Raw genomic sequence first — 25,827 nt, forward strand, 5'->3', positions numbered from 1 at the left:
TATTTCTCCCTTCAGAATGGTTTGTTTGTCCATCATTGGTTTTGTTGCTCCAACTTTTTCAGTTCTATAAAAGCTGGAGCATGCATCATATGGATTTATTTACACCCCTAGGATGGAAGGCTCCCCCAATAATTCTGAAACGACTTGTATCACTTTTTCTGATGTAGGAAGGTAAATATCTTCAAGCGGTGGAGAAAAAGGTACAGGTGTATGTGGTGCCGTAATCCTCTTAATTGGCGCATCGAGCGTGTCAAATCCCTTATCAGCCACCAGTGCGGCAATATCCGTTGCGACGCTGCATCTTGGGTTCGCTTCATCGATCACGATCAAACGATTTGTTTTTGCCACAGAGGAGAGAATCGATTCTTCATCCAGTGGTGACAAGCTCCGCGGGTCAACAATCTCAACTTCAATGCCTTTCGCTGTGAGTTTTTCAGCAGCCTCCATCGCGGTGTGAACTTGTTTACCGATGGCAACGACCGTCAAATCCGAGCCTTTCCTTTTAATTTCAGCTTTGCCGATTGGGATTGTATAGTAGCCTTCCGGAACCTCCCCTACCATGTTGTATAGCGTTTTATCTTCAAAAAAGATGACAGGGTCATTATCTTCAATGGCTGAAAGTAAGAGCCCTTTTGCGTCATAGGGGGAAGAGGGAACGACGACCTTCAATCCTGGAATGCTAGTGAACAAGGCATAGAGACTTTGTGAATGCTGAGCTGCAGCCCTGAACCCTGCACCATGCATCGTACGGATCGTCACGGGAACCTGTGCTTTACCGCCAAACATATAGCGGAACTTTGCACCTTGATTCAATACTTCATCCAAACAGCTGCCAATGAAATCGTTGAACATTAACTCGGCAATCGGTCGCAAGCCTGTCGAAGCTGCTGCCATTGCCGCTCCCATATATCCTGCTTCCGCAATAGGTGTATCAAGAATTCTATCCCGGCCAAACTCTTGAACCAATCCTTTTGTGACACCTAAGACACCACCCCATGCTTCGTCATCCTGCAAATGATCAACTTCTGCACCGCCGGCTACATCTTCTCCCATAAGGATGACATTTTCATCTTTTCTCATTGCCATGGCCATTGCTTCATTTATTGCTTGTGACATACTGATTTTTCTACTCATCTCAATTCCTCCTTTTATAGTTTAATAGGATACATAAACATCTTTTAATAAATCGGATGCCTCTGGATACGGGCTATCTTCACTGAACTTGACTGCTTGTTTAATAGATTCCTCAACGGCATTCTCAAGAGAAATCAGTTCTTTTTCCGCCAGCAGATTCTGATTCAGCAAGTAATTCCTAAATAGGGCAATCGCATCTTTCTCTTGTTTATGCTCTTTTTTGTCTTGTTCTTTTTTATACTTCTGTGCATCTCCCTCGAAGTGGCCATAATTACGATAAGTAACACATTCGATCAATGATGGGCCTTCTCCCCTGCGAGCTCTCTGAACGGCTTCTTCAGCAGCCTTATACACAGCCAATACATCTTTCCCATCCACCCGGACACCCGGGATATTGTAGCTTATCGCCCGATCGGCTATCGTTTTGCAGCTTGAAGCATAGTTGAAAGGCGTGGCTTCCCCGTACCCATTATTTTCAGCGATGAATATAACGGGCAGCTTCCAGATTGCCGCCAGATTTATCCCTTCATGGAATGTTCCATGATTGTTGGCACCATCACCAAAAAAACAAACACTAACATGATCGGTCTTTTTATATTTGGCAGTTAATGCTGCACCGCATGCGAGCGGAAAGCCACCACCGACTATCCCGTTCGCGCCTAACATCCCTTTATCCAAATCGGCAATATGCATGGAACCGCCTTTTCCCTTGCAAAGCCCTGTCACTTTCCCATAGATTTCAGCCATCATCCCGTTAAGGTCACATTCTTTTGCTATACAATGACCATGCCCCCTGTGAGTGCTTGTAATGCTGTCCTTTTCGGATAGGTGAGCACATACTCCGACAGCTACCGCTTCTTCCCCAGCATACAAATGGACAAACCCTGGCAATATCCCCTTTGCAAAAGATTCATGAACCTGGTCTTCAAATTTTCTGATTTCCAGCATTTTTTTGTACATCCAATAAGCCTTGTCCTGAGATAACTTTATTTCATTCGATTGAACCGTTTCCATTTTTCAGCCCCCAATCATTAATAATGAGTCAATTTAATATATTGCAATTGCCGTGCCAAAATGTGGGGCGGTAAAATTGGGACTTTATCTATTTTCAGTCGAAACAAAACGAGACAAAATGAGATTGTTGTCTCGTTTTGTCTCGTTTTGTTTAAAATATACGATCCGAATTCACTTATAACTGAAGTTCAAAGATGGTTTGAATGTGGAAAGCAGCCTGCTTAATCTTAAGGAATAAGCTCTTTATGCACCTTTTATTTAGGTTTCAGTACTTACTAACATGAATTTTGTTAAATAGTTAGAGAGGAAGGACCTAGCTAGTAAACTATCAAGCTTATCTTAAATTTTTTAAGGCACCGCTCCATGCAATCGTTTGATCTAACATTGCATTTACATTCCCAAGGTGTAAATCAGCTGGTTTAAACGTCTTGAAGTTTTCAAAGTCTGTAAATAGCGATAATGTTGGATTTACCCGAACGTCCGCAACTAGTAATTCCCCTAAGATGCCACGCAAATGTTCAGCTGCACGGGCTCCGCCAGTTGAACCATAGCTCACGATGCCCGCAGCTTTGTTGTTCCATTCATCACGTGCGGAATCAAGTGCGTTTTTTAGGGCCCCTGTAATACTGTGATTGTATTCTTGTACGATAAACACAAAACCATCCAAGCCAGAAAGTTTTTCTGACCAAGCTAATAATCCTGGTTCTTTACCAGTGCCTTCTCCAACAAATGGCAAGTTAAAATCTACGATATCGACGATTTCATAATTTGCGTCTTTTCGTTCATCAGCTATTTCTTTTACCCAACTTCCTACTTGTGGACTTACGCGTCCTATACGTGTGCTTCCTAAGATAATTCCGATATTTAATTTTCCCAATGTTTTCTCCTCCTCGTTAATGACTGGCAAATAAATTGGTTAAGAATAAAAACCTCATAATTTGTTTGATTACATATTTTCTATCTCTTCCACTAACGTGTAGTACCCACCTTCTGTTTCTTCAATGAGATGGTTTATTTTGTTAAGATGTTCTCTAAATTCACTTTTTTCTAACCAATTTTTATGAAAATCAATACTCTCAAAGGTAGTTACCATAATTGCCTTATTATTTTCTACAGAACGATGCCAACGACTGCTGATCCAACCAGGAACACCTTGTGATCCCTTCTTAAAATTGAGTAGTTCTTCAGCTTGGATAGCAACCAATTCATCTAGTTTGCCTGGTTTAGCTGTAAATACATTAATCCATACTATTGTATTACTTGATTTCATATTCATAATCTCCTGTCATTTAACATATTTTTTTCAATTCATTAATAATTGGCATCTCTTTTTATCATTAAAGGGTGTCAGTGCTGACTGTCATTATTTTTAATAAAAAACTAGGGAGTTAAAGCCCTAGTAAATATTTGCACACTCTCAGTTATAAATGCCTCCAGGGATACGGTTGGATAGTTTTCATCGGCATCCAGGTTGTTCATAAAGGCTCCAAAATTCATCATCATGAACGACAGTGCCTGAAGCTCTGGTTCAGTGTGAATAAGCTTTCCTTTCTCATACATCGTGTTAAAATAGTTTGTTAAAATTTTCAGTAACTGTCGAGGGTGCTTTTGTGTTTTTTCTCGAAACCCAGGTAAATTGCCTTCCTCCTTGATACTTATCATAATCATTTTACGGTTACGATTCATGATTTCATGATATGTTCGACTGATCAGTTGTAAGTCTGAATGTAAGTCCCACACGATTTGCTCTTCATTAAAAAGTATTGTCATCTCTTCGGCATAATGATATCGATCAAATGCTGTTTCTAGAAGATTTAGCTTGCTTCCAAACCGACGAAACAGTGTTTTTTCACTCAAACCTGCGGCACCAGCAATTTCCTGAGTAGTAACAGCATTGTATCCCTTCTCTGCGATTAGATCGATTGCCGCCAACAGCAGCTTATCATCGGTACTTAGCTTATTACTGCTGCTCATGCTCTCACTTCCCCTGAATAGACTGTCAGTACTTACTGACTTTATGTTTTATTCTATTCAGCTGTTTTAAAATTGTCAAGGAAATATTTCCAGCAATACATATTCTTTTTAAGACGGTAGGCCAATCCAAATGATAGAAACTTATTGGGGAATTAACACCAAGCCCATTCAGGAAAACTAATAATAGACGGAGCATTTTGCTCCGCCTGATTGCTAGAATATTTTTTTCTCATTCAACTCGAGCGCTAATTCTTTAAAGAACTGTAGCGATTCTGGATTTCCCATGGAGTCTGCATTCACTACTTTATCAAACTCGAAACCTAATAACACTTTACGTATCGGGACTTCCATTTTCTTTCCGTTCAACGTTTTAGGAATTTGTTCAACGACATGGATTTGGTCAGGGATAAAGCGAGGGGACACATGCCCTCTAATTTGTTCCTTGATTTTTGCCGTCAATGCTGTATCCAGGCCATTACCGGGTTTAAGGACAACGAACAGCAGCAGTGAGGAACCGCGGCCAAGCACTTCCCTATCAATGACAAGGCTTTCCATCACCTCGTCGATCGCTTCGACGACCCGGTAGATATCACTAGTTCCCATCCGAACACCAGAACGGTTGATGGTCGAGTCGGAACGACCATAAATGATACAGCTGCCCTTGTCGTCAATCTTTATCCAATCACCATGTTTCCATATGCCAGGATACGTATCGAAATAACTCTCGTAGTATCTTGTCCCGTCATGATCATTCCAGAAGTATAGCGGCATGGATGGCATCGGTTTGGTAATTACCAATTCACCGACTTCATTAATCAATGTTTGACCATGCTCATCAAAAGCTTCCGCACAAACACCCAATGCTCTTCCTTGTATCTCTCCGATTCTTACGGGCAATGTTGGAACGCCACCTACAAATCCGGCACAAACATCGGTTCCGCCACTGGATGAACTGAGCCAGATATCCTTCTTGACATTCTCATACACCCATTTATAACCGTCGCCAGACAATGGAGCCCCAGTTGAAAAAAGAGCCTTCAATTTCGATAAATCATATTTTCCCATTGGCTTGTTTCCTAACTTCATGGAATTCGTAAGGAATGGTGCACTTGTTCCAAAGAAAGTCATGCCTGTATCTTCAGCCAATTCCCAAAGGGCATCCATATTCGGAAAAGAAGGACTGCCGTCATAAAGGACGATGGTCCCTTCATTAAGCAAACCGCCCATAAGGAGATTCCACATCATCCAGCCTGTCGTCGTAAACCAGAATACAGTATCCTCGGAAGTCATGCCTTGATGGATTCTTGTTGATTTTAAATGCTCCAATAATATACCGCCATGCCCTTGTACAATTGGTTTTGGCATTCCGGTTGTGCCTGATGAATAGAGAATCCAAAGCGGATGATCGAACGGAACATTTTCAAAAGATAATTCTGTCTTTTCTTTTAAAAGGTCATCCCAAGGAATCGTATCTGCCAGATTCACTTCCAAAATCTTTTTTTCTATGTAAGGTACCAGCACGGTATGCTTTACAGTGATCAATTCCTGTTTAAGCTGGGCGACGACTGATGTTTTATCATATACATTTCCATTGTACTGATATCCATCAACAGCCAGTAATACAACCGGTTCAATCTGTTTGAAACGATCTATGACGCTTCTTGCCCCAAAGTCAGGTGAACAACTCGACCAAATGGCACCTATGCTTGCTGTTGCCAAGAAAGCTATGACAGCTTCAGGTATGTTTGGCATATAGGCAACAACACGGTCACCGGATTTCACACCAAGTTGCCTTAATGAATGGGCGACAGAAGCTACTTTTTCCTTCAGCTCTTTCCAGCTGACTTCCTGCTGCCTGATATGTTCGGAACGGAAAAAAATCGCCGTTTTCTCTTCTTGCTCATTCCATAATGCATTTTCAGCATAATTAAGCCTTGCCCCCTCGAACCATTTCGCACCTGGCATTGATTGCTCCGCTAAAACCCTGTCATATTTCCTGGCTGCTTTTACATCACAATAATCCCAAATTGAAGCCCAAAATTCCTCCAGTTCATCTACCGACCATTTCCATAATTCATGATAATCATGAAACGTTAAACCTTTCTTTTCTTTTAACCATTTCACATATTGAGTCAATACCGTTTGCTCGATTTGTTCCTTTGTCGGTTCCCAAATGATTTGTCCATCTGTAAGCGATTTCATACAATCATCTCCCTTAGGTATCAAATGCGTCATTGAATCATTTCATAATATTGGTAGTTTACTTAAATTGTAATCTATGTGTATAAAACCGTCAATTTACACTAAACTAAATAGGCTCGTATTTATGCATGGGCAGGTTAATAGAGAAACATGTCCCTTTCCCTTGTACACTCGACACATGTACCGTTCCTTCCATGCTTTTGATAACGCTATATGAAACCATCATTCCTAATCCCGTCCCTTTATTCTTTGTCGTGAAGTAAGGTTCACCTAAACGGTATATCTGTTCCTGTGTCATTCCAATTCCCTGATCTTGGATCTTAATTTGGATGGTGGAGGCAGCATGAATTAAATCTATGTATATTTCGCCAGCATGGTCCATCGATTCTATCCCATTCTTTAAGATATTGAACAAGCACTGCTGGAATTTCTTCCTTTCCCCCATGATATAATAAGCTCCATCTTCGAATAAGGATAATTTCAATTCAGTTCCATTATTGCTAGCCAAGGGTTTTATGCTGTTCACGACATGCTGAATTTCTTCTGATACCCTTAAACGCTCCGTGTTTTCAGGGCTTATGGCAGCAAACGTCAAATAATCATTAATGACATCCGTGGCCCGATCCAATTCCTTCAGTGCAATATTTGCATATTTGACCTTTGTATGGGAAGACACGTCTTCACTTAACATTTGAATATATCCCCTGGTAACCGTAAGGGGATTTCTGACTTCATGAGATATGCTTGCAGCCAGATGACTAACGATCTGCAATTTTTCCGCTTTCACTAATTTTTCGAGAACCTGAAAATTAGTGAGGATGACCTCCCATAGTAAGATTACAACAACGATTCCAATGACTTGGATCGTGAAGTATTGTTTCCATATGCTTATGCCGATAGTAAGTTCAAATACGACTGTTGAAATAAACTGCGTAAGAATATGGACAATGAATATTAATGATGTGCCAATAAGGATTTTTTTACTGACAGACATTTTTAGATAGTACTTAGATATAAAAAACAGGGAAATTCCCATTAGTGGAAAAGTGATGCATGATATATAAAATCCATTATCACCCCCTGATAAATAGCGGATAACAAGAGTGATGACTATCAATATGATTCCTAACCGGTAGCCTCCATATAAACCGCCTAATAGAAAAGGGATCCATCTAAGATCCCAAACAAAATCCTTTTCTATAACAACGGGAAATAACATGCATAGAACAAGTGAAAGAATAGGGAAAATCGATAGGAAGGATCCTTTTAATGCATCTAAACGGTATACGTACTTCACTAGATAGCTCATTTGCAATAAAAAGATCGGAAAAAGGATAATTAAAAAGTTAATCAGTAAATCTTTTGTCATAAGATTCATTTTTACACCGAACTTTCGATATTTTTCGAAGATTTAGACAGGTATATCAATCTTAACAAGATAGAGAATAATAAGCTAGTGAAATTAACATGAAGGAATTAAAAGTTTCCTCTTCCGCCATCCAGGAAAATACCCGTTCGTAAAGTGTACTTTTACGAACGGGTATTTTCCCTCAGATTGGTAAAAATATTGAATTTTCTACTACTCACCTGTTAAACAATGAAACTCCAATACTTCTGGCATAGACGCTAATGCTCTTCCCAAAACTTCCATTTTTTCTAATAGACCAATTTTCAATTAGTATTAATGGGGAGAAGAAACGCTATTGATGGAAATATGGGCTGATTGGTATAAATGATCAGTCCATTGAATATCGCAATTTTTTCCAGAAAAGCTCCCTGTACAGAAACCCTTTTAGATATAGAAGTAAGATGTTACAGTTCATTCACTCTCATGGTTCTTATATGTTTTCCCATCATGGTAATAAAGTTCTGAACCTAGATGAACATTTTCATTTTCTTTCAATTGACGAATAAGTTCTTTACTTTTTGTTTTATTCATTTCTTTATACCAGGTTCCTTGTGGATATAGAACAGTGATCGGCCCATGCTTGCATTGGCCGTTGCATAATGTTTTTGTTGTGTGAATCTTTTTTTGTAGTTCTAAGTTTTTCAATTCCCCTCTAATGGTTCTCTGTTACTTCTTCTGCTCCATTTTTCGTGCATGTTTTCCCGTTGCAAATTAATAGATGTTTGCTAACCCCATCTAAGTTCATAAGAAATCCCCTTTTTCCTTTTTATTTGACCTCTTTAACAAATGGATAGCTATTGACTTTACATCAAATTTAAATTCTCCCCACACTTTGTAGCAGCCAGTTTTATCAAATTTCATTTCAATAGGATGTTAGGAAACAATTAACGACCAGGGTTATAATAAACCATACCCCGGTAAAGTATATGTTATTCTAAACGAAATCGTGATTCAATATTAAATGTTATTGTACATGTCTGGATTAAATTCCACTTCAACAGTTCCTGAATCCAAGTTTTCTTTCACAGTGTTAACTCTAGGCAATTTCTCTACACTGCCTTCAATCGCTTTAATGCAATGCCCACAAGACAAAAAAGCCAAGCACCGATTCAGAGACTTTCTATTACTAGGAGATATTTTAGTTGCACGGGTTGGCGGATTCTCTCCGATTTCGAGTGCTTTGTTTCTCGGTATTGGTAAGGGGCCATACTTCAAGTAATTTATGTAAAACCAAAAATGCTCATTAAAGATCATATAAAACATTAAAGCATCTGTTTCATGGTTAAACCTTTCCGAATTGGGGCAGAAGGTTCCTTAATAATAAAGAAAAGAAGTGTGGTTATCTTCTTCATAGGACTTCTCGATATAATAACCTATTTGTAGATTAATGAAAAAAAGCCAGTCCTTGAAAAAGAACTGGGCTTATTGTTATAAAAGTTAAAAGTCAACCCTATCAATTATATGTTTTTGCACCTAAATATCTTTCTGACCAATAGCTATTATTCATCGAAGTAATACTTACACCTTTTGAAGAGGAACTATGAATGAATTGGTTCCCTCCAATATAAATGCCCGCATGAGAGGCGCCAGGTTTATAGGTTTCAAAAAAAACAAGATCCCCAACTTTTGGTGAAGAAACCTTTTTCCCCTTCTTATACATTTCCGCAACAGTTCTAGGCAAAGTCACATCGGTACTTTTTTCGAAAACATATTTTAAAAATCCGCTGCAATCAAAACCTTTTGGTGTACTCCCTCCCCATACATAGGGTACACCCAAATATTTTTTAGCGTTACTTACCAGATTAGTAGATGAATTACCGTTTGACTTTTGAGCAGTTTTTTTCGTAATCCCCAAAGCCTTATATGTATTCGGACCTACAATACCGTCAGCTTTCAAGCCCTTCTTTTTTTGAAATTTCACTACCGAACTTTTAGTGACTGTGCCAAAATATGTAGTAGTGTTTTTATTAGTGAAGTACCCTTTATTCTTTAAAACCCCTTGTAATTGTTTTACTTCGGTATGAGTCATTCCACTTTTTAACGTACGATCTCCTAATGCAGCATTACTTACCAAAGGATTCGAAAGTAACAATCCCGTCACAACTACTGAAGCAATAATTTTTTTCATTTACTATTTTCCCCCGATAAAATCTCTTTTTTATAATTTTATCATCCTTAAGTGACACACATATTTTCCTTAATTTACATTATCATTACAAAATTATGCAGTATTTGAGCAGAAGTGACAAAATATCTATAATACCCCAAATATCTTCCGGAAATTGATATGTTCTTTGGTAGATTTTAAATTACTAACAGAACTTAAAATTGTGGGTATCTTATGAAAATTATCCATACTTTAATCCATCAAAAAATTGAACCCAAAATGGTTCTATGAGTTAGCTTTCAACTAATATTTGGGTGGCAGGGCACCTTCCCTTTGATTCGGTGTGAATAGTATTTTTCCTGACTCTTTTTATTTTGCATTTGAATCCATTAAATTCGTTCAGATGTTTGTTCTTAAGTTTGTGAATACCTGGCTTTTCCAACCTTAACTTTATAAATGTTTTGTTCTAATTTTCCCCACACTCTAGAAGTGGTACATGTGTACAAAAAAAGACTCACCTAATAGGTACTAGCCCCCTCCTAAAAACTGCACTTGCAACGAAAACACAAAATAATATTAGAAAAAGAATAGCAAAAAACACTGAAAACGACGAAGTCATTTCAGTGCCATATTCGAATATGAACTTAATAAAGAGCGGATTTTGCGAGCATCGTTATAGTCGCATCATCCATCGGAGGATTATGGAGACCTGCGCGTACATCCCTATAGTAGCGTTGCAGGGGATTGTTTCGTTGTAAACTTTTGGCTCCGACGACTCTCATCGCTTTATCGACGATGGAAATCGAATTATTGACGACCGATAACTTAACAGCACCCAATTGCTTCGATAGTTCATGATGATCTTCAGGCTGCCGCACCCATTTTTCTGCGACAGAGTAGAGGAAATGGTGTGCTTCGCCCAATTCCAGTTCCATCTCCCCAATTGTACGTTGAACATTCGGAAGGTCCCTGATTGGTCCTGGTAAGCTATTGGGAGAATAGGTTTTCGCAAATTCGACTGCGTAATTTCTGGCAGCCACTGCAATTCCCAAGTAGCAAGCCGGTATATGTAATAGCCACGCTTCAGGTTTTCTTTTTTTACCAGTATTGCTTTTCATGACATAATACTTTTCAGGCAGGCTGACATCAGTTAACACCAAATCATGACTTCCTGTTCCTTGCATGGAGATCATATCCCAAGTTTCTTCTATACTTACACCCGTTACATCACGATGAACTAAAAAAGTGCCTAAACACTCATCTTCGGGTACCCATGCAGTTACAAGAAAAATATCAAGGATGGGAGAGAGTGTAGTAAAAGTCTTTCTGCCATTCAAATTCCATTGTTTACCTTTTTTGATAGCGATCGTTTCCGGTCTGCCACCGCGCGTCGGGCTTCCCGTTCCAGTCTCAGATGCTGCCGTATTGATTAGAGCACCTTTCGACACTTCATCAAACAACTCTTTCATGACTTCTTTTTCCCACGGTCTCTTCTCCGTTAAGGAGAGGACGGTTCCGACATGCCAGCCTATTCCTAAGGCTGTTGGGCCGCAATATTGAGCTATTTTTTCTTGGCATAGGAGAAAATCATATAAGGAACCGCCGTACCCTCCATCCTCTTTTGCTAACGTTAATCGGGGATATCCGAATTCCTTTAACTCCTGAATGTTTTCAAAAGGAAATCCCTTTGAATCATCAAGTGCCTCAGATCGGCCGGAAAACGACTGAATCGCTTCCTCTAATTTTTGTATATATTCTTTTTGCTTCTGTGATTGAAAAAACGACATGAAGATCACCCCTCCTGTAGTAAACAAAAATCCTGGACCATCCAGCAGCAGAAACAGAACTGCTAACTCCACTTTATCATATCACCTTAGTGTAGTTTATGGTTCGAATCTGCCCATTAAGAGTCGATGTCTTCATTTTTATATTCTTTGTTCGCGTTCTTGTATGCTTCCTTAGCCTGATCAATATTTTTGTTTTCGAGAAAGTAAGCTATCGCTGCTTGCCCGATTCCATAAGTGACTGCGCCCGCTACCGCACCCGAAACGGCTAGGCCGGCTCCTGGGATGAAACGGACTGCAGCCCTGACACCTTCCCTGACAAGGAGACCGATTCCGACATTGATCCCTAATGCAGCAATGAATTCACTTGCCGTTTTTGTATTGATTTCTTTATCCGCGATAAAACCAATCACCACAATCATCAAACCTTGAATTCCTGTCAAAATGGGAAAATCGGCAAAAGGTATTGGCTCTGCACCGATTAAACCTGCGATTGCCGTAAACGTTCCCACTATCGTCCGCGCGAATTTTTTCTTTACGAATTGGCTCTGCATCGCTTTGGCTGTCTTCAGCTTCGCTTCACTGGGTAAGGCCTCAATTAAGTAATCAGACAGCAAATCTATGTTCCAACGCATATCATATTCAATATTTCCACTTTCATCAAAATCAATATACGAACAAGTAGGAATGATGTTCAAAAGTGGTATTTCACTCTCTTTAAATCTTTTTGACATCAAAGCGATGGCTTCATCAATATTCTGTTTTTTCTTAGGATTGGCATCAAAAGGTGCTTGTTTATAATGAGGCGGATCTAATTCATCCACTTGGGTGACCACACAAATGACGGGTACATCATAATGGTGATTCTCTTTAACGATCTTGCGCAGCTTATTCAATTCTTGTAAATCTTCTTCAATCCGTGAATCCGTTTCTTTTGCTTTAATCAAGAAAAGAAACACATCAGGCTGTTCTTCTGTTACCGCTTTTATCAATTCACCCAATGGTGTTTCTTCTTCGAAATCTTCCGTAGGAGCTTCACTCTCACCCAGCCCGCGGGAGTCCAGCAAACGAATCTTGGGCTCGGCATCACTCGGGTACCATAGCCATTTTCCCTTACCCGTTCCGGATTTAACGGAACTGACATATTGGAGCTCCTGACCAAACATCGCATTGATCAGTGATGATTTTCCGGAACCGCGCCTGCCGACAAGAGCAATTCGCGGTTCCCTTGCATCAACTGTCATCGTTTTAAGCTTTAAGAGCTGGTCGAGCATTTTGTTCTTTTTTGATTGTGAAATGGGCAGCTTATCTACCTGGCCTTTAATGAAACTGAATATGCTTCCCATTTCATCATGTTTTCCCACCATCACTCATTCCCCCTTGTTAAGAAGTGTTTTAAGTACCATTTACCCTTGAACGATTCAATTTAAGCATGTAACTTCATTCTCCTTGCAAAATTAAGGGGCTCCATATATTCATTTAACTCTTTTCTTTTAAGAACATAATGACACTGGCCATGTATTTTTGGATTTCCTGGACTTGAAATGCTGCAGAATCCGCAATCTGTTTGTAATGATGCTGTCCTTCATCGGTGATTCGTAAATAGCGTTTAGTTCGTTTTTCACTTTCCCACCTGCCGACAAGAAGCCCGTTCTCTTCCATTTCATGAGATAAATCGTATAAATAACCGTTAGAAGCGATCCAACCGAACTGATTCTTAAGCAGATCGCCAATTTCCCCCATGTAAATGGGCTTCTTAGTGAAAGCGGCTTTTAAGGTTACATAACGGACTAGATCCTTCACCGATATTATTTTCGAGAAATACGACCTGTATTCTTCAGGAAGCTCATTAACAACCGATGGGTTTTCACCAGATCCCCTTAAATCGAACATGAAGCGATCGATGACCTTTTTCACTTCGGAGAACCGTTCCAGGAAATTTTCTTGGTACCATATGTAAAGCTCTTTGCCTTTTTCCGTTATTTGATAATAATTTCTTCCCTTATTCGTATATAAGGATAAATGATTGGAATCGACTAGCGTATTGGATATTTTACATAAATAGTCATAGCTATGTACTTTGCCAGTGAACGTATTTTTCAGGTCCTGATGAATCGCCCTTGGATAATTCGCTTTTATCCTCAAAGAGTGAAGTAAGAAAATCGTTAAAAATTCCCGCTGGCTCAACCCAACCGTTTCAACCGTTGCAGACAGTTTTTCCCCTTTCTTCACTGTCAAAACCCCCTTTATTTACTGTTTATATAACATATCATCTAAATATTTCTTCCTTACCCTTATTATCCTGTGCTGCCACATAATAGTAAAGTTTTTAATGCCTAACTGCCTAGTACTAATTTTTCGGATTCTATCTAATGTTGGATGGGGTGGATTCTGAATATTCTGTCGAGGTTTATTATGAAATAGTGTAAAAAATAAAAAGAAGAAACGGCCCATGTTAAGGCCGTTTCTTCTTTAGGTTTACTGTTCCGTTAAAATGATCGGTTCACCTTTTGTAATGACAAGGGTATGTTCATATTGCGCGGAAAGCTTTCCATCTGCCGTTCTCGCCGTCCAGCCGTCTTGATCCATTTTCATATGCCATGTTCCTGCATTCAGCATTGGCTCGATCGTGATGACCATACCTTCTTTTAGACGGGCACCTTTACCTGGCTTACCATAATGTAGGACTGTTGGGTCCTCGTGCATGGTTTTACCAATTCCGTGGCCTGTAAAATCGCGAACAACAGAAAACTTTTCACCTTCTGCATATGACTGGATTGCATGCCCGATGTCCCCGAGACGATTTCCTGCACGTGCGACTTCGATGCCCCTGTATAAAGCATTTTTGGTTACATCCATTAAACGCTGAGCTTCATCGGAAACTTCACCGACCGCATATGTCCAAGCGGAATCCGCCAAACCACCGTTAAGGTTCACCACCATATCAATCGTAACGATGTCTCCCTCTTTTAGGGCTTTCTTTTGCGGAAAGCCGTGACAAATAACATCATTCACTGAAGCACACGTTGCATATTTGTATCCGTTATAGCCCTTTTGTTCTGGTGTAGCACCATGCTCTGCCAAGTACTTATCGACAAATTCTTCGATTTCCCAAGTCGTGATGCCCGGTTTTATCATTTTTGCAATTTCTCTATGCGTCGCAGCAAGAAGTTTGCCCGCTTCATGCATCAAATTTATTTCTCTTTCACTTTTAATGGTTATCATTTAAAATCCTCTTTCGTTTTATAACTTTTCTGATTGAGACTCCTTGTTTATCATATGCCTTTTTTTATATAAAAAGCAACCAAAAACCCGGTAAAAATCACCGGGTTAATTAATTCATGGCCTTTTTTGTACCAGTAATTCCGAGAAAAAATAAAAATGGAAGCCAGCGTTTACGTTTTTTACACAAATGAATATTCCAGGTGAGAATTACCTAGAATTTATAATCACGATTGGACTTAATTGTCTCAAAAATTTTATATAGGCCCATGTGTATTAACCGGGTACAGATTTCCATCTAACGCAAATGAAACTCTTCCTGTTTCTTCTGATACTACCAATACCAGGGCATCACTTCGTTCAGATAAACCTAATGCAGAGCGGTGACGTGTTCCAAGTTTTTTTCCCCCTGTTGATCTGTCTGAAAGCGGAAGGACATTTGCTGCGGAAACAATCTGATTTTTATTAACCAAAACGGCACCATCATGCAGTGGATTTCCAGGGAAAAAAATTGATTCGAGTAAAGAATGGGTTAACTCCGCGCCTATTGAAATACCTGGTTGAATCAATGAATCAATAGGGTCTCCCCGTTGAATCACGATCAAGCCGCCGTGTCTCAAATTCGACAAATTTTGTACGCAAGTTGATAACTCTGGATATTTGTCCGTAAACGGTGACAAATAACAATTCAAATAAAATGTAGCTGCTTTCATATCGATGTATATAAATTTATCCTTTATTTTCTCGAAATTTCCAAGAAGACAATAATTTTCATCACCCATTGCTTCTAAGTTATCCTGTAATGCTGATATTACTTGTCGTAAATCCTCTTTTAACATTTGTTTCATTGGTGAAAAATCACAATTGCCATGATTCACAGTCATGCACCTCCCCTTTATTATTTCACTCTCTTTCTTTCAATAAATCTTAATTGGCCTCGCAAAGACCAATCTTATTTTTCGTAGCTCTAGTTATGCCTAGTTAAATTAATAATTATGAATGTACTTAAAGTTTGTCTTCACGATAATTAATTATTCATCTTTACTATCAATTAAGTAATGACTTCACATTTTTTTATGTCATATGGACAAGGTAAAAGAATAGATATGTTAATGACCTGTTGAAAGATATTCTATATAAGAGGTGGTATTGGATGCCTTATGTAACCGTATTTGACCAAGGAACATTTGAAGTTGAAATGGGAAAAAAATTAGTATTAGCATTGGAAGATAACGGTATAAATATTCTCCACCGATGCGGCGGGAAGGCTAAATGTACAACTTGCAGAGTTGAAATATTGGCGGGTGATTTTTTGGAGGTCACACATAAAGAAAAAAAGATCTTTGAGGAAAAAGGAATGGAAGATCATTTACGTTTATCTTGTCAAATTTACGTGAATGGAGACATTACCGTTCGGCCGATCAAGACGGTAGAAAACTCTGGAATTCCTGCTGGGCCAAGGCCTGCCGACTGAATAGTTTCGTAAGTGTCGCAGTTTAATCAAAAAACATCAAAACAATTGTTTTGATGTTTTTTTAATCTTTAGCCAAATGAATTACTTCTTTTCCATGACCGCAAAATAATTATCTTCATTATCAGCAAAATTGAAGACTCTTCCAGATGGCATAGTTACAAGCTCTCCCACTTTGATATTCTTCTCTGAAAAGTCTTTATATAATTCATCAAGATTATCCGAGTAAAACATTAACGAAGGTGTATTAAGATTTAATTCAGGCTGCATTTTTGCAATGAATTCTTTATTATGCAGGATGATACTCGTTTCTGCTACCTTTGTTGGGGCTATTTCAATCCATCTTAGCCCTTGGCCATTATCTTCTTCAGAAATTACGCTAAAACCGAAATTTTCCGTCCAAAATTTCAATGACTCGTCTTGATCATTTACATATAACATAATTTGCCCGACTTTGTTAATCATTTGCTTCTCTCCCTTTCTGCTGGTTCCGTTATTAATTGAATCATTTATGTATAAGCATCATGTTGGTTGGAAATATATAACTGATTAAATCGTATTATATATGCTAGATTTAATCAATATTTACCAAAAATGAATTTTTGGGAGGTTTTTGAACCTGCACGATTGCTTAAGAAAAGCAGTTATCTTTTACGAATTTTGCTTAATTGTTTCTTCTACGTATTTCAAGAAATCTGTATATGTCGAATTCCCTTCCAGATATTGCGCTACCACAGTTAAAGGAACTATAACTCTATCTCTCTTTTTAGAGTAAAGAACCGTTTCTGTTTTAATGCCCCTATGCACCCCATCAAGTGCAGAAGAAAAATGATATACAGAATCATATTCATACCATTTAAAATCTTGATTTATATTCCTTTTTATAATTTCTCCAATATAGGCACCTATTCTTATCACAAAATTATCAAAATGATTCTTTAAAAGTTCACTACCCATTTGAGTAGTACATAATCTTTTCGTATAAGCATCTATATAGCGAATGCTTTCAATAGTGAAATCTAAATTTCTCTTTGTTAGGTTCTCTTGATCCCAAGTATCTTTTGATACATCCTGATACATTAATTTCGCAATGCTTTTTAAATCATTTTTTATTAATTTTGTTCTATTTAAGGAACCGAACATATGACATTTCCCCTTTATTAATTATTTAAGTGTTACTTATAAGTCTACACCGGTAGATAAAAAAAGCTATGCAATCTTTAAATACAGTAATTAGCAGGACTTTTTGATTTTTCACAGAACTTCTATACAGAGTATTTCTCAAAGGAGAGTGAAATGGTGGTTCTATCGAAAGAGGGTTTGTTAAATATATTGGAAGGCAACAGGAGCTTGACGTTGAGGGTGGTTGAAGCTTTCCCTGAAGAGGAATTGTTTAATTATGCACCGGCCAGGGAGCTTCGCCCTTTCGCAGAGATGGTTAAAGAAATCATGAACATTGAAACTGCATATATGCGTGGAATTGCACTGGGTGTTTGGGAGTTTCCAGATTCGTTTGCCGGAATTTCTACCAAAGAAGAACTTGTATCAGCATGCGAAGCAGTAAGGGATGATACGAGGAAGCTGTGGGAGGAAATGACCGAGGAAACGCTTGGAGTGGTCGAAAAGGATCCTTTTTTCGGTCCCTCACAAAGCCACTTTGATAGACTTCAATATGCCTTGGAAAACGAAATCCACCATAGGGGCCAGGGTTATATCTACCTTAGAACACTCGGAATTGAACCGCCGGAATTTTTCGTAAGGTAATAATGCATTATGTAATAAATTTGGAGCATTGAATAACAAATAAAAAAGTAGGAGTGAAAGAAATGTCAGTTGATGCATATCTTAATTTTAATGGGAATTGTCGACAAGCAGTAGAGTTCTACGCAGAGGTTTTTGGAACGGAACAACCAAATATCATGACCTTTGGGGAAACACCGCCTAATCCGGATTTTACTCTTCCAGAAGAAGCGAAAGATTTAGTCATGCATACAAGGCTAAATATAAATGGAAGCAATATCATGTTTTCAGATACTTTTCCTGGAATGCCTTTTGTTGAAGGAAACAATATCAGCCTGGCTTATGTCAGTAATGATTTGGATGAAATTAAATCGATTTTTAACAAACTAAGTGAAGGCGGTACGGTTGGTGTAGAGCTCCAAGAAACATTCTGGAGTAAAATTTACGGTCAGTTAACCGATAAATTCGGAATCAAATGGCAATTTAACTTCGAGAGCTGAGAAATGGAATTTGGATATAGTGCTTTTCACTGGTGAAAAGTTTCTATATCCTTTTGTGTTTCAGGCAAGGATATTGTAACTAGCAAAGGATTAACGCGATTAGTTTAATGATCGGTTGGAATACACAAATGGCACCCTAACCCTTACAATAGGTCATGATAAATGGTATATAGTAATAGGGTACCTTCAAGGTATTTAATCTTATCGAATAAATTCGCATTTCCATGATAATAGCAGAGTTTAGTTTTCCTGGCTAAACTTGAGAACAATAAAGGAGAAAAAATTATGAAAAATAAGATTCAAAAGATCACAACCAACCTGTGGTTTGATACACAAGCTGAAGAGGCGGCGAAGTTATACACTTCCATATTCGAAAATTCTAAGATCGGAAGAATCACTCGCTATGGTAATGCAGGAAATCAAATCCACGGGAAACCAGAGGGATCAGTGATGACCGTGGATTTTGAACTGGACGGACAAGCATTCGTAGCATTAAATGGCGGTCCGCAATTCAAATTTACCGAGGCAATATCATTTATCATCAATTGCGAGAATCAAGAAGAGGTGGATTATTATTGGGAAAAACTCTCTGAAGGTGGAGATGAAAAGGCGCAAGTGTGCGGTTGGCTGAAAGATCGATTTGGTGTGTCATGGCAAATTGTCCCTGAATATCTAACCGAGATGGTAAACGACTCCGCCACTGAAAAATCGGAAAGAGTTATGAAAGCGCTGCTCCAAATGAAGAAAATTGACATTAAAACTTTAAAGCAGGCGTATATAGGTTAGGTTCCTAAGAAACATCTATCTAGTAAAGTTGTATTCATTCCTGAAAATCATACGATTTTGAAGTAACTAAAACCTAGTTTCTCGGAATTGCAGGTGTGAAATTAGGTTTTGATATTTGAATTTCCTAAAAGTTTAAATCCGCATTTTCCTGGCGATAGCCCCTATTAGTAAGAATAAACTTTCTTAAGTATATTATCATAAATGATTTAAATGGTTTTAAGGGAGAAATAGATACAATGGAAAATATATTTATACCAGCACTACGACATGGCGATGAAATCATAGAAAGAAAAATCCGTTACGACTCCATAGTTGTAGAACATAACTGTTTGCTGTTAAAAGAACAAAATCAACATGTCGTGCTTTTTCATGAAATCATGGATTCGTTCACGATGAAAGCGGGTTCTATAAAATTAACCATTCCTGTAAGCAGTTATACAATTGCTTATTATTGGAAAGACCGTCCTTATAATTTATACATTTGGAGAGATAACGACGGAAATTATTTAGGATCCTATTTTAATATTGTAAGAAATACATATATGGCTGATAAGTTGGTATCCTTTGAGGATTTGATTATAGATATATTGGTGCTTCCGGGTGGGGAATATTTTATTTTAGACGAGGAAGAGTTACCTGTGCCATTAGAGCAATTTGAGAGTGGTTCTGTTAAACAAGCCCTAATCTCCTTACTTGATTCCATTGATATTCTTCTTTCACAAACCATTTCAGAATCCGAGAAGCTCTATAAACATAAAGACCTCCTTCCATGGCTGAACAACAAATGACATACAAAAAGCCTACTTCATTCAGTAGGCTTTTTGTTCTCCCTCACTCACTATCAGCTTGAGCCGATATACTGTCGCCAAGCTCCTCAATGTTCTTAGATACCTTCGCACTGTATGTGTAGTCACCGTAGCAATATGGATATCGAAAATTATCTTTGTCACCGCCGCAATCATAGAGCGTGGGGTTTTTTTCGACCTGAAGCATGGAGAACTTCTTTGCAAGCTCTTCATTATGCTTGCCCCCTTCATTCGCAACGAAATCAATATAACCAATTCCCATGTTATATGCTTGAAGGATCGTGGCAAAATCAACGCCCTTTTCATTGCCATATTCATTGATCCGCTTAAAATGTTTCACTCCATACTTAATGCTTTCCGTTGGATCAGTGATTGTATTTGGATCAAGGCCCGCTGACTCAGATGCCTGCATTGGGTCACCGCCCCGCCCTCGGCTTTCCTGCTGCATCAAAGCAATCAATGTCGAAGTATGCTCCTCAAGTCCGTATTTAGTCAACTCGTCTTGCAGAAGTGAACTATACTTTTTCACGTTCGCAAAGGAATCAAGCGTATTTACTGATGTGGTAACATTTTCGGAATATGGGGTTTGCATGATCTCCTTAATGAGCAAAAATACGAAAATCAGGATGAAAATGTTAAAAACTTTCTTTGATTTCTTACGTTTCTTCTTCACATTCTCTCTCCGTTATCTCTAAGTTAATATATTTATATCTTAACAAATTGTAAGAGTAATAACTATTTAGAATACCCAATTAAATGTTCTGCAAACAGGATTAGCATTAATTGTAATTAGTGTATTTTCTCAACCACTTAACTTAGCCGCCGCAAAATCTTAAAAGGAACAGAGTCACACAGTGCATATTTTTAGGTCAATGAGACACCCTACTGGTTGGAGGTGATATGTATGGACAAGAAGAGTGAAAAAGAAGAACTCCTTGATGATAAAAAGGGGAAATATAGAAACGAGTTTGGGGCAGATCCAGATGAACAAGAAATGAATGGTCTATATGGTATGTTGGAAACTGAATATGAAGATAAGCTACACGATAAAGAAAAGTAACGATGGGGTTTCTTGAATATTTGTAAATCGCCTTTTATGGCGTTTTTCTATGTGTTCAAATTCTAAAGGATCGTATATAGTTTCATATGAACTGATTTTTGAATATGCAAAAAAACGAAAACCGAAAAAGTCTTCGTTTTGTCCAAATTTAAATCCGTTTGTTCATTAACTAAAAGGATACAATTAAAAAGGGAGTGACCTACTGTCACTCCCTTTCTCAATTAGTATTGTGAAGATTGTCCGCCATCAATCGGAATGACTACACCGTTGATGAACTCTGATTCCCCTGATAATAGGAAAGCGACTAAACGGCCGACCTCTTCAGGTTTACCGAAGCGTTTCTTAGGATTCACACTGACGAATTCCGCCATTGCTTCTTCCCAATTCTCTCCGCCTATTTGCCTGAATGATCCCTCTACCATCGCTGTTAAGATTACTCCTGGTGCAATGGCATTTATGCTGATACCATATTGGCCATATTCTATGGCAGCTGTTTTTGTTAAGCCTGCTACAGCATGTTTACTTGCAACGTACGCAGCTTGGTTAAGCACAGCACGAATTCCGCCTACAGAAGCCACGTTCACCACTGCCCCTGATCCTTGTTCTTTCATGATTGGCAGAATGTATTTCATACCATAGAAAACACCATTGATATTGATGTCCGTTACTTTGTTGAAAACGTTGCTATCGTATTCAGCCATAGGGGCCTGTTTACCTTCAATACCCGCATTATTATAGAATCCATCGACTCTGCCATATTTGCTGACTGTTTGGTCTACATAGTTCTTTACTGCTTCTTCATCCGATACATCTGCAGTGACCAGAAGCACTTCCGAGTTTGGTGCCAAGTCTAAGATTAATTTTTTTGTCACTTCCAAAGATGCGTCGTTTAAATCAACTAATGAAAGTTTAGCTCCTTCTTTAGCCATTTCCAATGCGGCTGCTTGACCTAAACCTGATCCTGCCCCTGTAATGATTACAACTTTGCCATCGAATCTTTCGCTCATATGTTAAAACTCCCCTTTTAAGTTATCTTGAAAATTTATTTAATTATACTGATTACCCCTTAAAGCTTAAGAATCCATCATCAACTGGAATGACTTGTCCATTAATGGCATCCGCTTTTTCAGAGAACAAGAACGTTACAACTTCAGCAACTTTTTCTGGCTGAATCAATTTTTTCCTCATATGAAGTTGAGCCAAACTGTCCAGGAACTCTTGATCTTCACCAATGATCGGCGTTTCGATAAATCCTGGTGCCACTCCGACAACACGAATCCCATATTGAGCAAGTTCAATTGCACCGGATTTAGTCATCGCGATGACTGCTGCTTTTGCAGCATGGTAATTAAAGCTGCCAATAGAAACCATCGTCCCGTATATTGAGGCTGTATTAACGATCGTTGCGCCTGTTACACCAAGCTCGACCATCTTCCTTGCTGCATAATACATGCCATAATAAACGCCGTGTTGGTCAACATCAACTACTCTGTGGTATGATTCTGGATCCATCTCCAAAAATGGTTTTACTAGTCCAATTCCAGCATTGTTGAAAATGCCATTGATGGTGCCATGATTGGCAATTGCAGCTTCGACCATCGCTTCCACTTCTTCCGCACTAGCTACATCCACTTTCACGAAAGATGCCGTGCCTCCCTTTTGTTGAATAGCTTCAGCCGTTTCTTTAGCGGCAACATCATTGTAGTCAGCCGCTACGACAATAGCTCCCTGATCAGCTAATTTAAATGCCGTTTCCTTTCCAATTCCGCTGCCTGCTCCTGTAATAATTATGACCTTTCCTTGTAAACTCATGTATTCGTCCCCCTTTAACAAAGTTTGTTGCTTATCAGATTAAAATGGCCCCTCCGTCGATTACAAGTTCTTGACCCGTAATGTGGCTGGAAAGATCGGATACTAAGTACATCATTAGATTTGCAATTTCCTGCGGCTCAGCATACCGGCCATCCGGAGTCGTTGCTTCCAACTGTTTTCTAGCCGCTTCAGCTGCCGCGGAATCTCCTTGACCAAATCCGCTTTCAATCGACCGCATCATAGCCGTGTTGACGACACCTGGGCAGACGGCATTCACCCGGACACCATGTGGAGCTACTTCGACACCAGCTGTTTTCGTCATTCCTAGAACCGCATGTTTACTAGCGCCATACGCCACCATGTTTGGCGTTGCCAGTAAACCAGCTCCAGAAGCTGTATTCACGACCGCCCCGCTTTTTTGTTCAATCATATGGGGCAATACATGTTTCATGCCCAAGAAAACACCTCGTACATTTATTGACATTAATTGATCGAAAACCTCAGCAGGATAGTCGATAAGCGGCATTATTTTGCCTTCCCAACCTGCATTATTCAAGAAAATATCGATTTTTCCATAGAAATCTATCGTTTTTTGAACATAATTTTTTATATCGTCTTCCTTTGTAACATCGGCTTTAACGAATTTGGCTTCGCCGCCTTTTTCTTTGATTTCATTTACCGTTAGCATGCCAGCCTCTTCGGAAAGGTCTACAACAACCACTTTGGCACCATTTTCTGAAAGTGTAATAGAAGCTGCCCGGCCGATACCCCCGCCGCCACCGGTAACAATTGCTACTTTTTCTGTAAAATCAAATGCTTGCATAATATTCTCCCTTTCTCCCCTTGATCTTGGTGATAATATTCTTGCTTGAATACGATTACATAATAACATTCTTTTTGTCGATTGTCGACAATTTGGTTTTAGAGTCAAAGACTCTACATCACTCCACGATTCAAGGCTTCATGAATTTCATTTTTTGCTTTAACTAAATCATCTTCTAGAATGGCCTCAATAGACATCTTTAATCTGAAATGGAAACTTTCCATCGTTTCCGTATTCCATTGACTTTGGGCAAAAACCATGAGGATATGACTGGCTTCTTCAAAAAATCTTGCTAATGCTTTGTTATTAGCGATTGAAAAAATATATCGAAATATCTGTGTTGCCCTTTTTTGATACTCGATAACATTACCTTTTTCACACTCATCGGTTGCACTTTCCAAATGCTTTCGTAATGATTGCTTATTTTCTGAGTGCCAATTCCCTTGGGAAAATTCAATGCCCATCTGGATCAGTCCGATCGTAACATCATTATATTCAATGATTTCCCTTTGTGAAAATGGCTTGACGATCGTTCCCCGCCTAGGTATTCTCTCAACAATACCGTCAACCTGCAGTAAATAAAGGGCTTCGCGTACTGGTGCACGGCTAGTATTCAATTCTTTGGAAATGTCTTCTTCCACGATTTTCTCACCAGCTTCTATTTCACCTTCAATTATTTTTTTTAAAATGTGTTTAGCGATTTGTTGTGGTAACGATTCTCCAAAATAAATGCCATCTGTCAAATTGGAAGTATTTCCAAACATCTTTCAGCACTCCTATACTTCTATAATTAATTGTGGTTTTTTTAGTATAACATAAGGATAGGAATTAACTTCCTTTAATGCTAACCAGCCAAGAAAAACGTATTTTCCTATATGGAAAAAGCTCAAAAAGACTTAATGTCAGATCGCTTCTTCTAAGTGTTTTCCATATTCTACTGATTTTGGCGGTAAAAATGCAACAGATCTAGAGCCCCTTTTATATAAAGGGCTCCATGTGTATTTTTTAATCAACTAGCCTCGGTTTCGCTGGATCGCAGTTTGGCTTTTCCGTGTCTGTCGATTCAGCGAGTTTCGTTAAATAATAACATTCTTCTCGCCACATATGATCTGCCATTAATGGCGAAAGCGTTCCAAGAGCCTGCGCACTAAGGTCAAGCTCCTCCAATTCCAGCAGGAAGTGCTGGAAGAATTTAATTTCCAATGTGACGTCGGCATTCATTTTTTCCAATGCTGGGAATGTTGACAGATTGGTTCGTAAAAATCCAGCCATTTCAACAGCTTTTAAATAAAAATCATTAAAATGTTTTTTATATTGGTCACTTTTCTCTTTTAACCTTTTTTCAACGTCATCCATATTGGATGATATTGCACCTGCATGTCCTGCTGCATCTAATAGCCAAACTAAATGGTGATGAAGTTCATGAAAAACCGGCGGCATTTGATCTGAATTGAAATATTTCAATAATCTTAAATATTCTTCTAATTCGTTCACCATATGATTAATGAATGAAGGTGAAAGATGTATTTTTATTTTACCTACCAGATGTTCTTTAATTAGGCTTAGCTTAAACTCCCGAAATCTTAATGTCTCTTCTTCTGCGATGGCAGTAAGTTGCGAGATCTCTTCCGAATTGGCTTGACCAAGGAGAGCATCAAAAACTTGAATGAATTCAGAGGCAATTTCAATGTTTTCCACTTCAACCGGCGCTAAAGACTCATGGATGAACCTGGCATGGTCTCCTAAGATTTGCAGCCAAAACCGATGCTCGAATCTTGCTGTTTTCTCCAAAAACTCGTTCATTTTCTCTCCCCCATAATTTAAAGCATAAGAAACTCACTTATAATTTGTATTCCTAAACCTACAAACATATTAATATAAATTAAATGGGGCGTAATGAAGCCTAAGCTTGATCCTATACCTTCAGATTACTCACACACCAACAAATTAATGGGGTCTTTGAGTCGCTTTAAAAACGGTCATT

General features: G+C 38.8%; 29 protein-coding genes and 1 pseudogene. 6 read left to right on the forward strand and 24 right to left on the reverse strand.

Annotated elements, in window-relative coordinates:
- Window positions 1–99 precede the first annotated feature (99 nt).
- From LQ188_RS06015 to cdaS, 16 genes and pseudogenes are all read right to left on the reverse strand, one after another.
- The gene (locus LQ188_RS06015) at window positions 100–1,134 is read right to left on the reverse strand and encodes an alpha-ketoacid dehydrogenase subunit beta (protein WP_101222150.1); all 1,035 of its coding nucleotides are present in this window, start codon (window positions 1,132–1,134) and stop codon (window positions 100–102) included.
- A gap of 21 nt (window positions 1,135–1,155) precedes the next feature.
- Entirely contained in the window at window positions 1,156–2,148 is a 993-nt protein-coding gene (locus LQ188_RS06020) for a thiamine pyrophosphate-dependent dehydrogenase E1 component subunit alpha (protein WP_230176294.1), read from the reverse strand.
- 334 nt (window positions 2,149–2,482) lie between these two features.
- The gene (locus LQ188_RS06025; protein WP_230176295.1) at window positions 2,483–3,025 is read right to left on the reverse strand and encodes an NAD(P)H-dependent oxidoreductase; all 543 of its coding nucleotides are present in this window, start codon (window positions 3,023–3,025) and stop codon (window positions 2,483–2,485) included.
- A 69-nt stretch (window positions 3,026–3,094) separates the two neighbouring features.
- The gene (locus LQ188_RS06030) at window positions 3,095–3,418 is read right to left on the reverse strand and encodes an antibiotic biosynthesis monooxygenase family protein (protein WP_230176296.1); all 324 of its coding nucleotides are present in this window, start codon (window positions 3,416–3,418) and stop codon (window positions 3,095–3,097) included.
- A gap of 110 nt (window positions 3,419–3,528) precedes the next feature.
- Window positions 3,529–4,122 (reverse strand): TetR/AcrR family transcriptional regulator, encoded by a 594-nt coding sequence (locus LQ188_RS06035; protein ID WP_101222124.1) that lies wholly within the window; start codon window positions 4,120–4,122, stop codon window positions 3,529–3,531.
- Window positions 4,123–4,335: 213 nt separating this feature from the next.
- Window positions 4,336–6,324: an acetoacetate--CoA ligase gene (locus LQ188_RS06040; protein WP_230176297.1), complete on the reverse strand. Its 1,989-nt coding sequence runs from the start codon at window positions 6,322–6,324 to the stop codon at window positions 4,336–4,338.
- 106 nt (window positions 6,325–6,430) lie between these two features.
- Complete coding sequence (locus tag LQ188_RS06045) at window positions 6,431–7,702, reverse strand: HAMP domain-containing sensor histidine kinase (RefSeq protein WP_230176298.1); 1,272 nt, start codon at window positions 7,700–7,702, stop codon at window positions 6,431–6,433.
- 204 nt (window positions 7,703–7,906) lie between these two features.
- A pseudogene (locus LQ188_RS26940) lies at window positions 7,907–7,981 on the reverse strand (Lrp/AsnC family transcriptional regulator); the annotation flags it as partial.
- 162 nt (window positions 7,982–8,143) lie between these two features.
- Window positions 8,144–8,377 (reverse strand): hypothetical protein, encoded by a 234-nt coding sequence (locus tag LQ188_RS06050; RefSeq protein WP_157830984.1) that lies wholly within the window; start codon window positions 8,375–8,377, stop codon window positions 8,144–8,146.
- Window positions 8,378–8,689: 312 nt separating this feature from the next.
- Entirely contained in the window at window positions 8,690–8,995 is a 306-nt protein-coding gene (locus LQ188_RS26945; protein WP_363320566.1) for a cation transporter, read from the reverse strand.
- 190 nt (window positions 8,996–9,185) lie between these two features.
- Entirely contained in the window at window positions 9,186–9,860 is a 675-nt protein-coding gene (locus LQ188_RS06060; RefSeq protein ID WP_101222120.1) for an NlpC/P60 family protein, read from the reverse strand.
- 623 nt (window positions 9,861–10,483) lie between these two features.
- A complete protein-coding gene (locus LQ188_RS06065) occupies window positions 10,484–11,626 on the reverse strand; it encodes an acyl-CoA dehydrogenase family protein (RefSeq protein WP_230176569.1) in 1,143 nt (380 codons plus the stop codon).
- 116 nt (window positions 11,627–11,742) lie between these two features.
- Window positions 11,743–12,990 (reverse strand): GTPase, encoded by a 1,248-nt coding sequence (locus tag LQ188_RS06070; RefSeq protein WP_230176299.1) that lies wholly within the window; start codon window positions 12,988–12,990, stop codon window positions 11,743–11,745.
- A 112-nt stretch (window positions 12,991–13,102) separates the two neighbouring features.
- Window positions 13,103–13,855 (reverse strand): helix-turn-helix transcriptional regulator, encoded by a 753-nt coding sequence (locus LQ188_RS06075; RefSeq protein ID WP_230176300.1) that lies wholly within the window; start codon window positions 13,853–13,855, stop codon window positions 13,103–13,105.
- A 246-nt stretch (window positions 13,856–14,101) separates the two neighbouring features.
- Complete coding sequence (map, locus tag LQ188_RS06080) at window positions 14,102–14,848, reverse strand: type I methionyl aminopeptidase (protein ID WP_101222117.1); 747 nt, start codon at window positions 14,846–14,848, stop codon at window positions 14,102–14,104.
- A 254-nt stretch (window positions 14,849–15,102) separates the two neighbouring features.
- A complete protein-coding gene (cdaS, locus tag LQ188_RS06085) occupies window positions 15,103–15,723 on the reverse strand; it encodes a sporulation-specific diadenylate cyclase CdaS (RefSeq protein WP_230176301.1) in 621 nt (206 codons plus the stop codon).
- A 275-nt stretch (window positions 15,724–15,998) separates the two neighbouring features.
- Here cdaS and LQ188_RS06090 point away from each other — a divergent pair, with 275 nt between their 5' ends.
- A complete protein-coding gene (locus tag LQ188_RS06090) occupies window positions 15,999–16,319 on the forward strand; it encodes a 2Fe-2S iron-sulfur cluster-binding protein (protein ID WP_101222115.1) in 321 nt (106 codons plus the stop codon).
- An 81-nt stretch (window positions 16,320–16,400) separates the two neighbouring features.
- Here LQ188_RS06090 and LQ188_RS06095 read toward each other — a convergent pair whose 3' ends face one another.
- Together LQ188_RS06095 and LQ188_RS06100 are read right to left on the reverse strand one after the other, a co-directional pair.
- Window positions 16,401–16,781 carry a VOC family protein gene (locus tag LQ188_RS06095; RefSeq protein WP_101222114.1) on the reverse strand — a complete coding sequence of 127 codons (381 nt, stop codon included), beginning with the start codon at window positions 16,779–16,781 and terminating at the stop codon, window positions 16,401–16,403.
- A 186-nt stretch (window positions 16,782–16,967) separates the two neighbouring features.
- Window positions 16,968–17,459 (reverse strand): hypothetical protein, encoded by a 492-nt coding sequence (locus LQ188_RS06100; RefSeq protein WP_230176302.1) that lies wholly within the window; start codon window positions 17,457–17,459, stop codon window positions 16,968–16,970.
- Window positions 17,460–17,612: 153 nt separating this feature from the next.
- On the opposite strand from LQ188_RS06100, the gene LQ188_RS06105 reads away from it, so the two are divergent.
- From LQ188_RS06105 to LQ188_RS06120, 4 genes are all read left to right on the forward strand, one after another.
- Window positions 17,613–18,080, forward strand: a complete 468-nt coding sequence (locus LQ188_RS06105) for a DinB family protein (protein ID WP_230176303.1) — start codon at window positions 17,613–17,615, stop codon at window positions 18,078–18,080.
- Window positions 18,081–18,142: 62 nt separating this feature from the next.
- On the forward strand, window positions 18,143–18,556 hold the full coding sequence (locus LQ188_RS06110; RefSeq protein ID WP_230176304.1) for a VOC family protein: 414 nt from the start codon (window positions 18,143–18,145) through the stop codon (window positions 18,554–18,556).
- Between the two features lie 285 nt (window positions 18,557–18,841).
- On the forward strand, window positions 18,842–19,342 hold the full coding sequence (locus tag LQ188_RS06115; protein ID WP_230176305.1) for a VOC family protein: 501 nt from the start codon (window positions 18,842–18,844) through the stop codon (window positions 19,340–19,342).
- A 236-nt stretch (window positions 19,343–19,578) separates the two neighbouring features.
- Window positions 19,579–20,130: a DUF402 domain-containing protein gene (locus LQ188_RS06120; protein WP_230176306.1), complete on the forward strand. Its 552-nt coding sequence runs from the start codon at window positions 19,579–19,581 to the stop codon at window positions 20,128–20,130.
- Window positions 20,131–20,173: 43 nt separating this feature from the next.
- Here LQ188_RS06120 and LQ188_RS06125 read toward each other — a convergent pair whose 3' ends face one another.
- Complete coding sequence (locus tag LQ188_RS06125; RefSeq protein ID WP_230176307.1) at window positions 20,174–20,821, reverse strand: lysozyme family protein; 648 nt, start codon at window positions 20,819–20,821, stop codon at window positions 20,174–20,176.
- A gap of 231 nt (window positions 20,822–21,052) precedes the next feature.
- On the opposite strand from LQ188_RS06125, the gene LQ188_RS06130 reads away from it, so the two are divergent.
- On the forward strand, window positions 21,053–21,208 hold the full coding sequence (locus tag LQ188_RS06130) for a DUF4021 domain-containing protein (protein WP_230176308.1): 156 nt from the start codon (window positions 21,053–21,055) through the stop codon (window positions 21,206–21,208).
- 221 nt (window positions 21,209–21,429) lie between these two features.
- Here LQ188_RS06130 and LQ188_RS06135 read toward each other — a convergent pair whose 3' ends face one another.
- The 5 genes from LQ188_RS06135 to LQ188_RS06155 form a co-directional block, all read right to left on the reverse strand.
- Window positions 21,430–22,215, reverse strand: coding sequence for a glucose 1-dehydrogenase (locus tag LQ188_RS06135; RefSeq protein WP_230176309.1), 786 nt, complete (start codon window positions 22,213–22,215; stop codon window positions 21,430–21,432).
- Window positions 22,216–22,267: 52 nt separating this feature from the next.
- Window positions 22,268–23,020, reverse strand: coding sequence for an SDR family NAD(P)-dependent oxidoreductase (locus LQ188_RS06140; protein WP_101222106.1), 753 nt, complete (start codon window positions 23,018–23,020; stop codon window positions 22,268–22,270).
- Window positions 23,021–23,054: 34 nt separating this feature from the next.
- Entirely contained in the window at window positions 23,055–23,843 is a 789-nt protein-coding gene (locus tag LQ188_RS06145; protein ID WP_101222105.1) for a glucose 1-dehydrogenase, read from the reverse strand.
- A gap of 113 nt (window positions 23,844–23,956) precedes the next feature.
- Entirely contained in the window at window positions 23,957–24,607 is a 651-nt protein-coding gene (locus LQ188_RS06150) for a GntR family transcriptional regulator (RefSeq protein WP_230176310.1), read from the reverse strand.
- A gap of 241 nt (window positions 24,608–24,848) precedes the next feature.
- On the reverse strand, window positions 24,849–25,646 hold the full coding sequence (locus LQ188_RS06155; RefSeq protein ID WP_230176311.1) for a DUF2935 domain-containing protein: 798 nt from the start codon (window positions 25,644–25,646) through the stop codon (window positions 24,849–24,851).
- Between the last annotated feature and the right edge of the window lie 181 nt (window positions 25,647–25,827).

Source organism: Peribacillus sp. Bi134 (genome assembly GCF_918698065.1).
Classification (GTDB): domain Bacteria; phylum Bacillota; class Bacilli; order Bacillales; family DSM-1321; genus Peribacillus.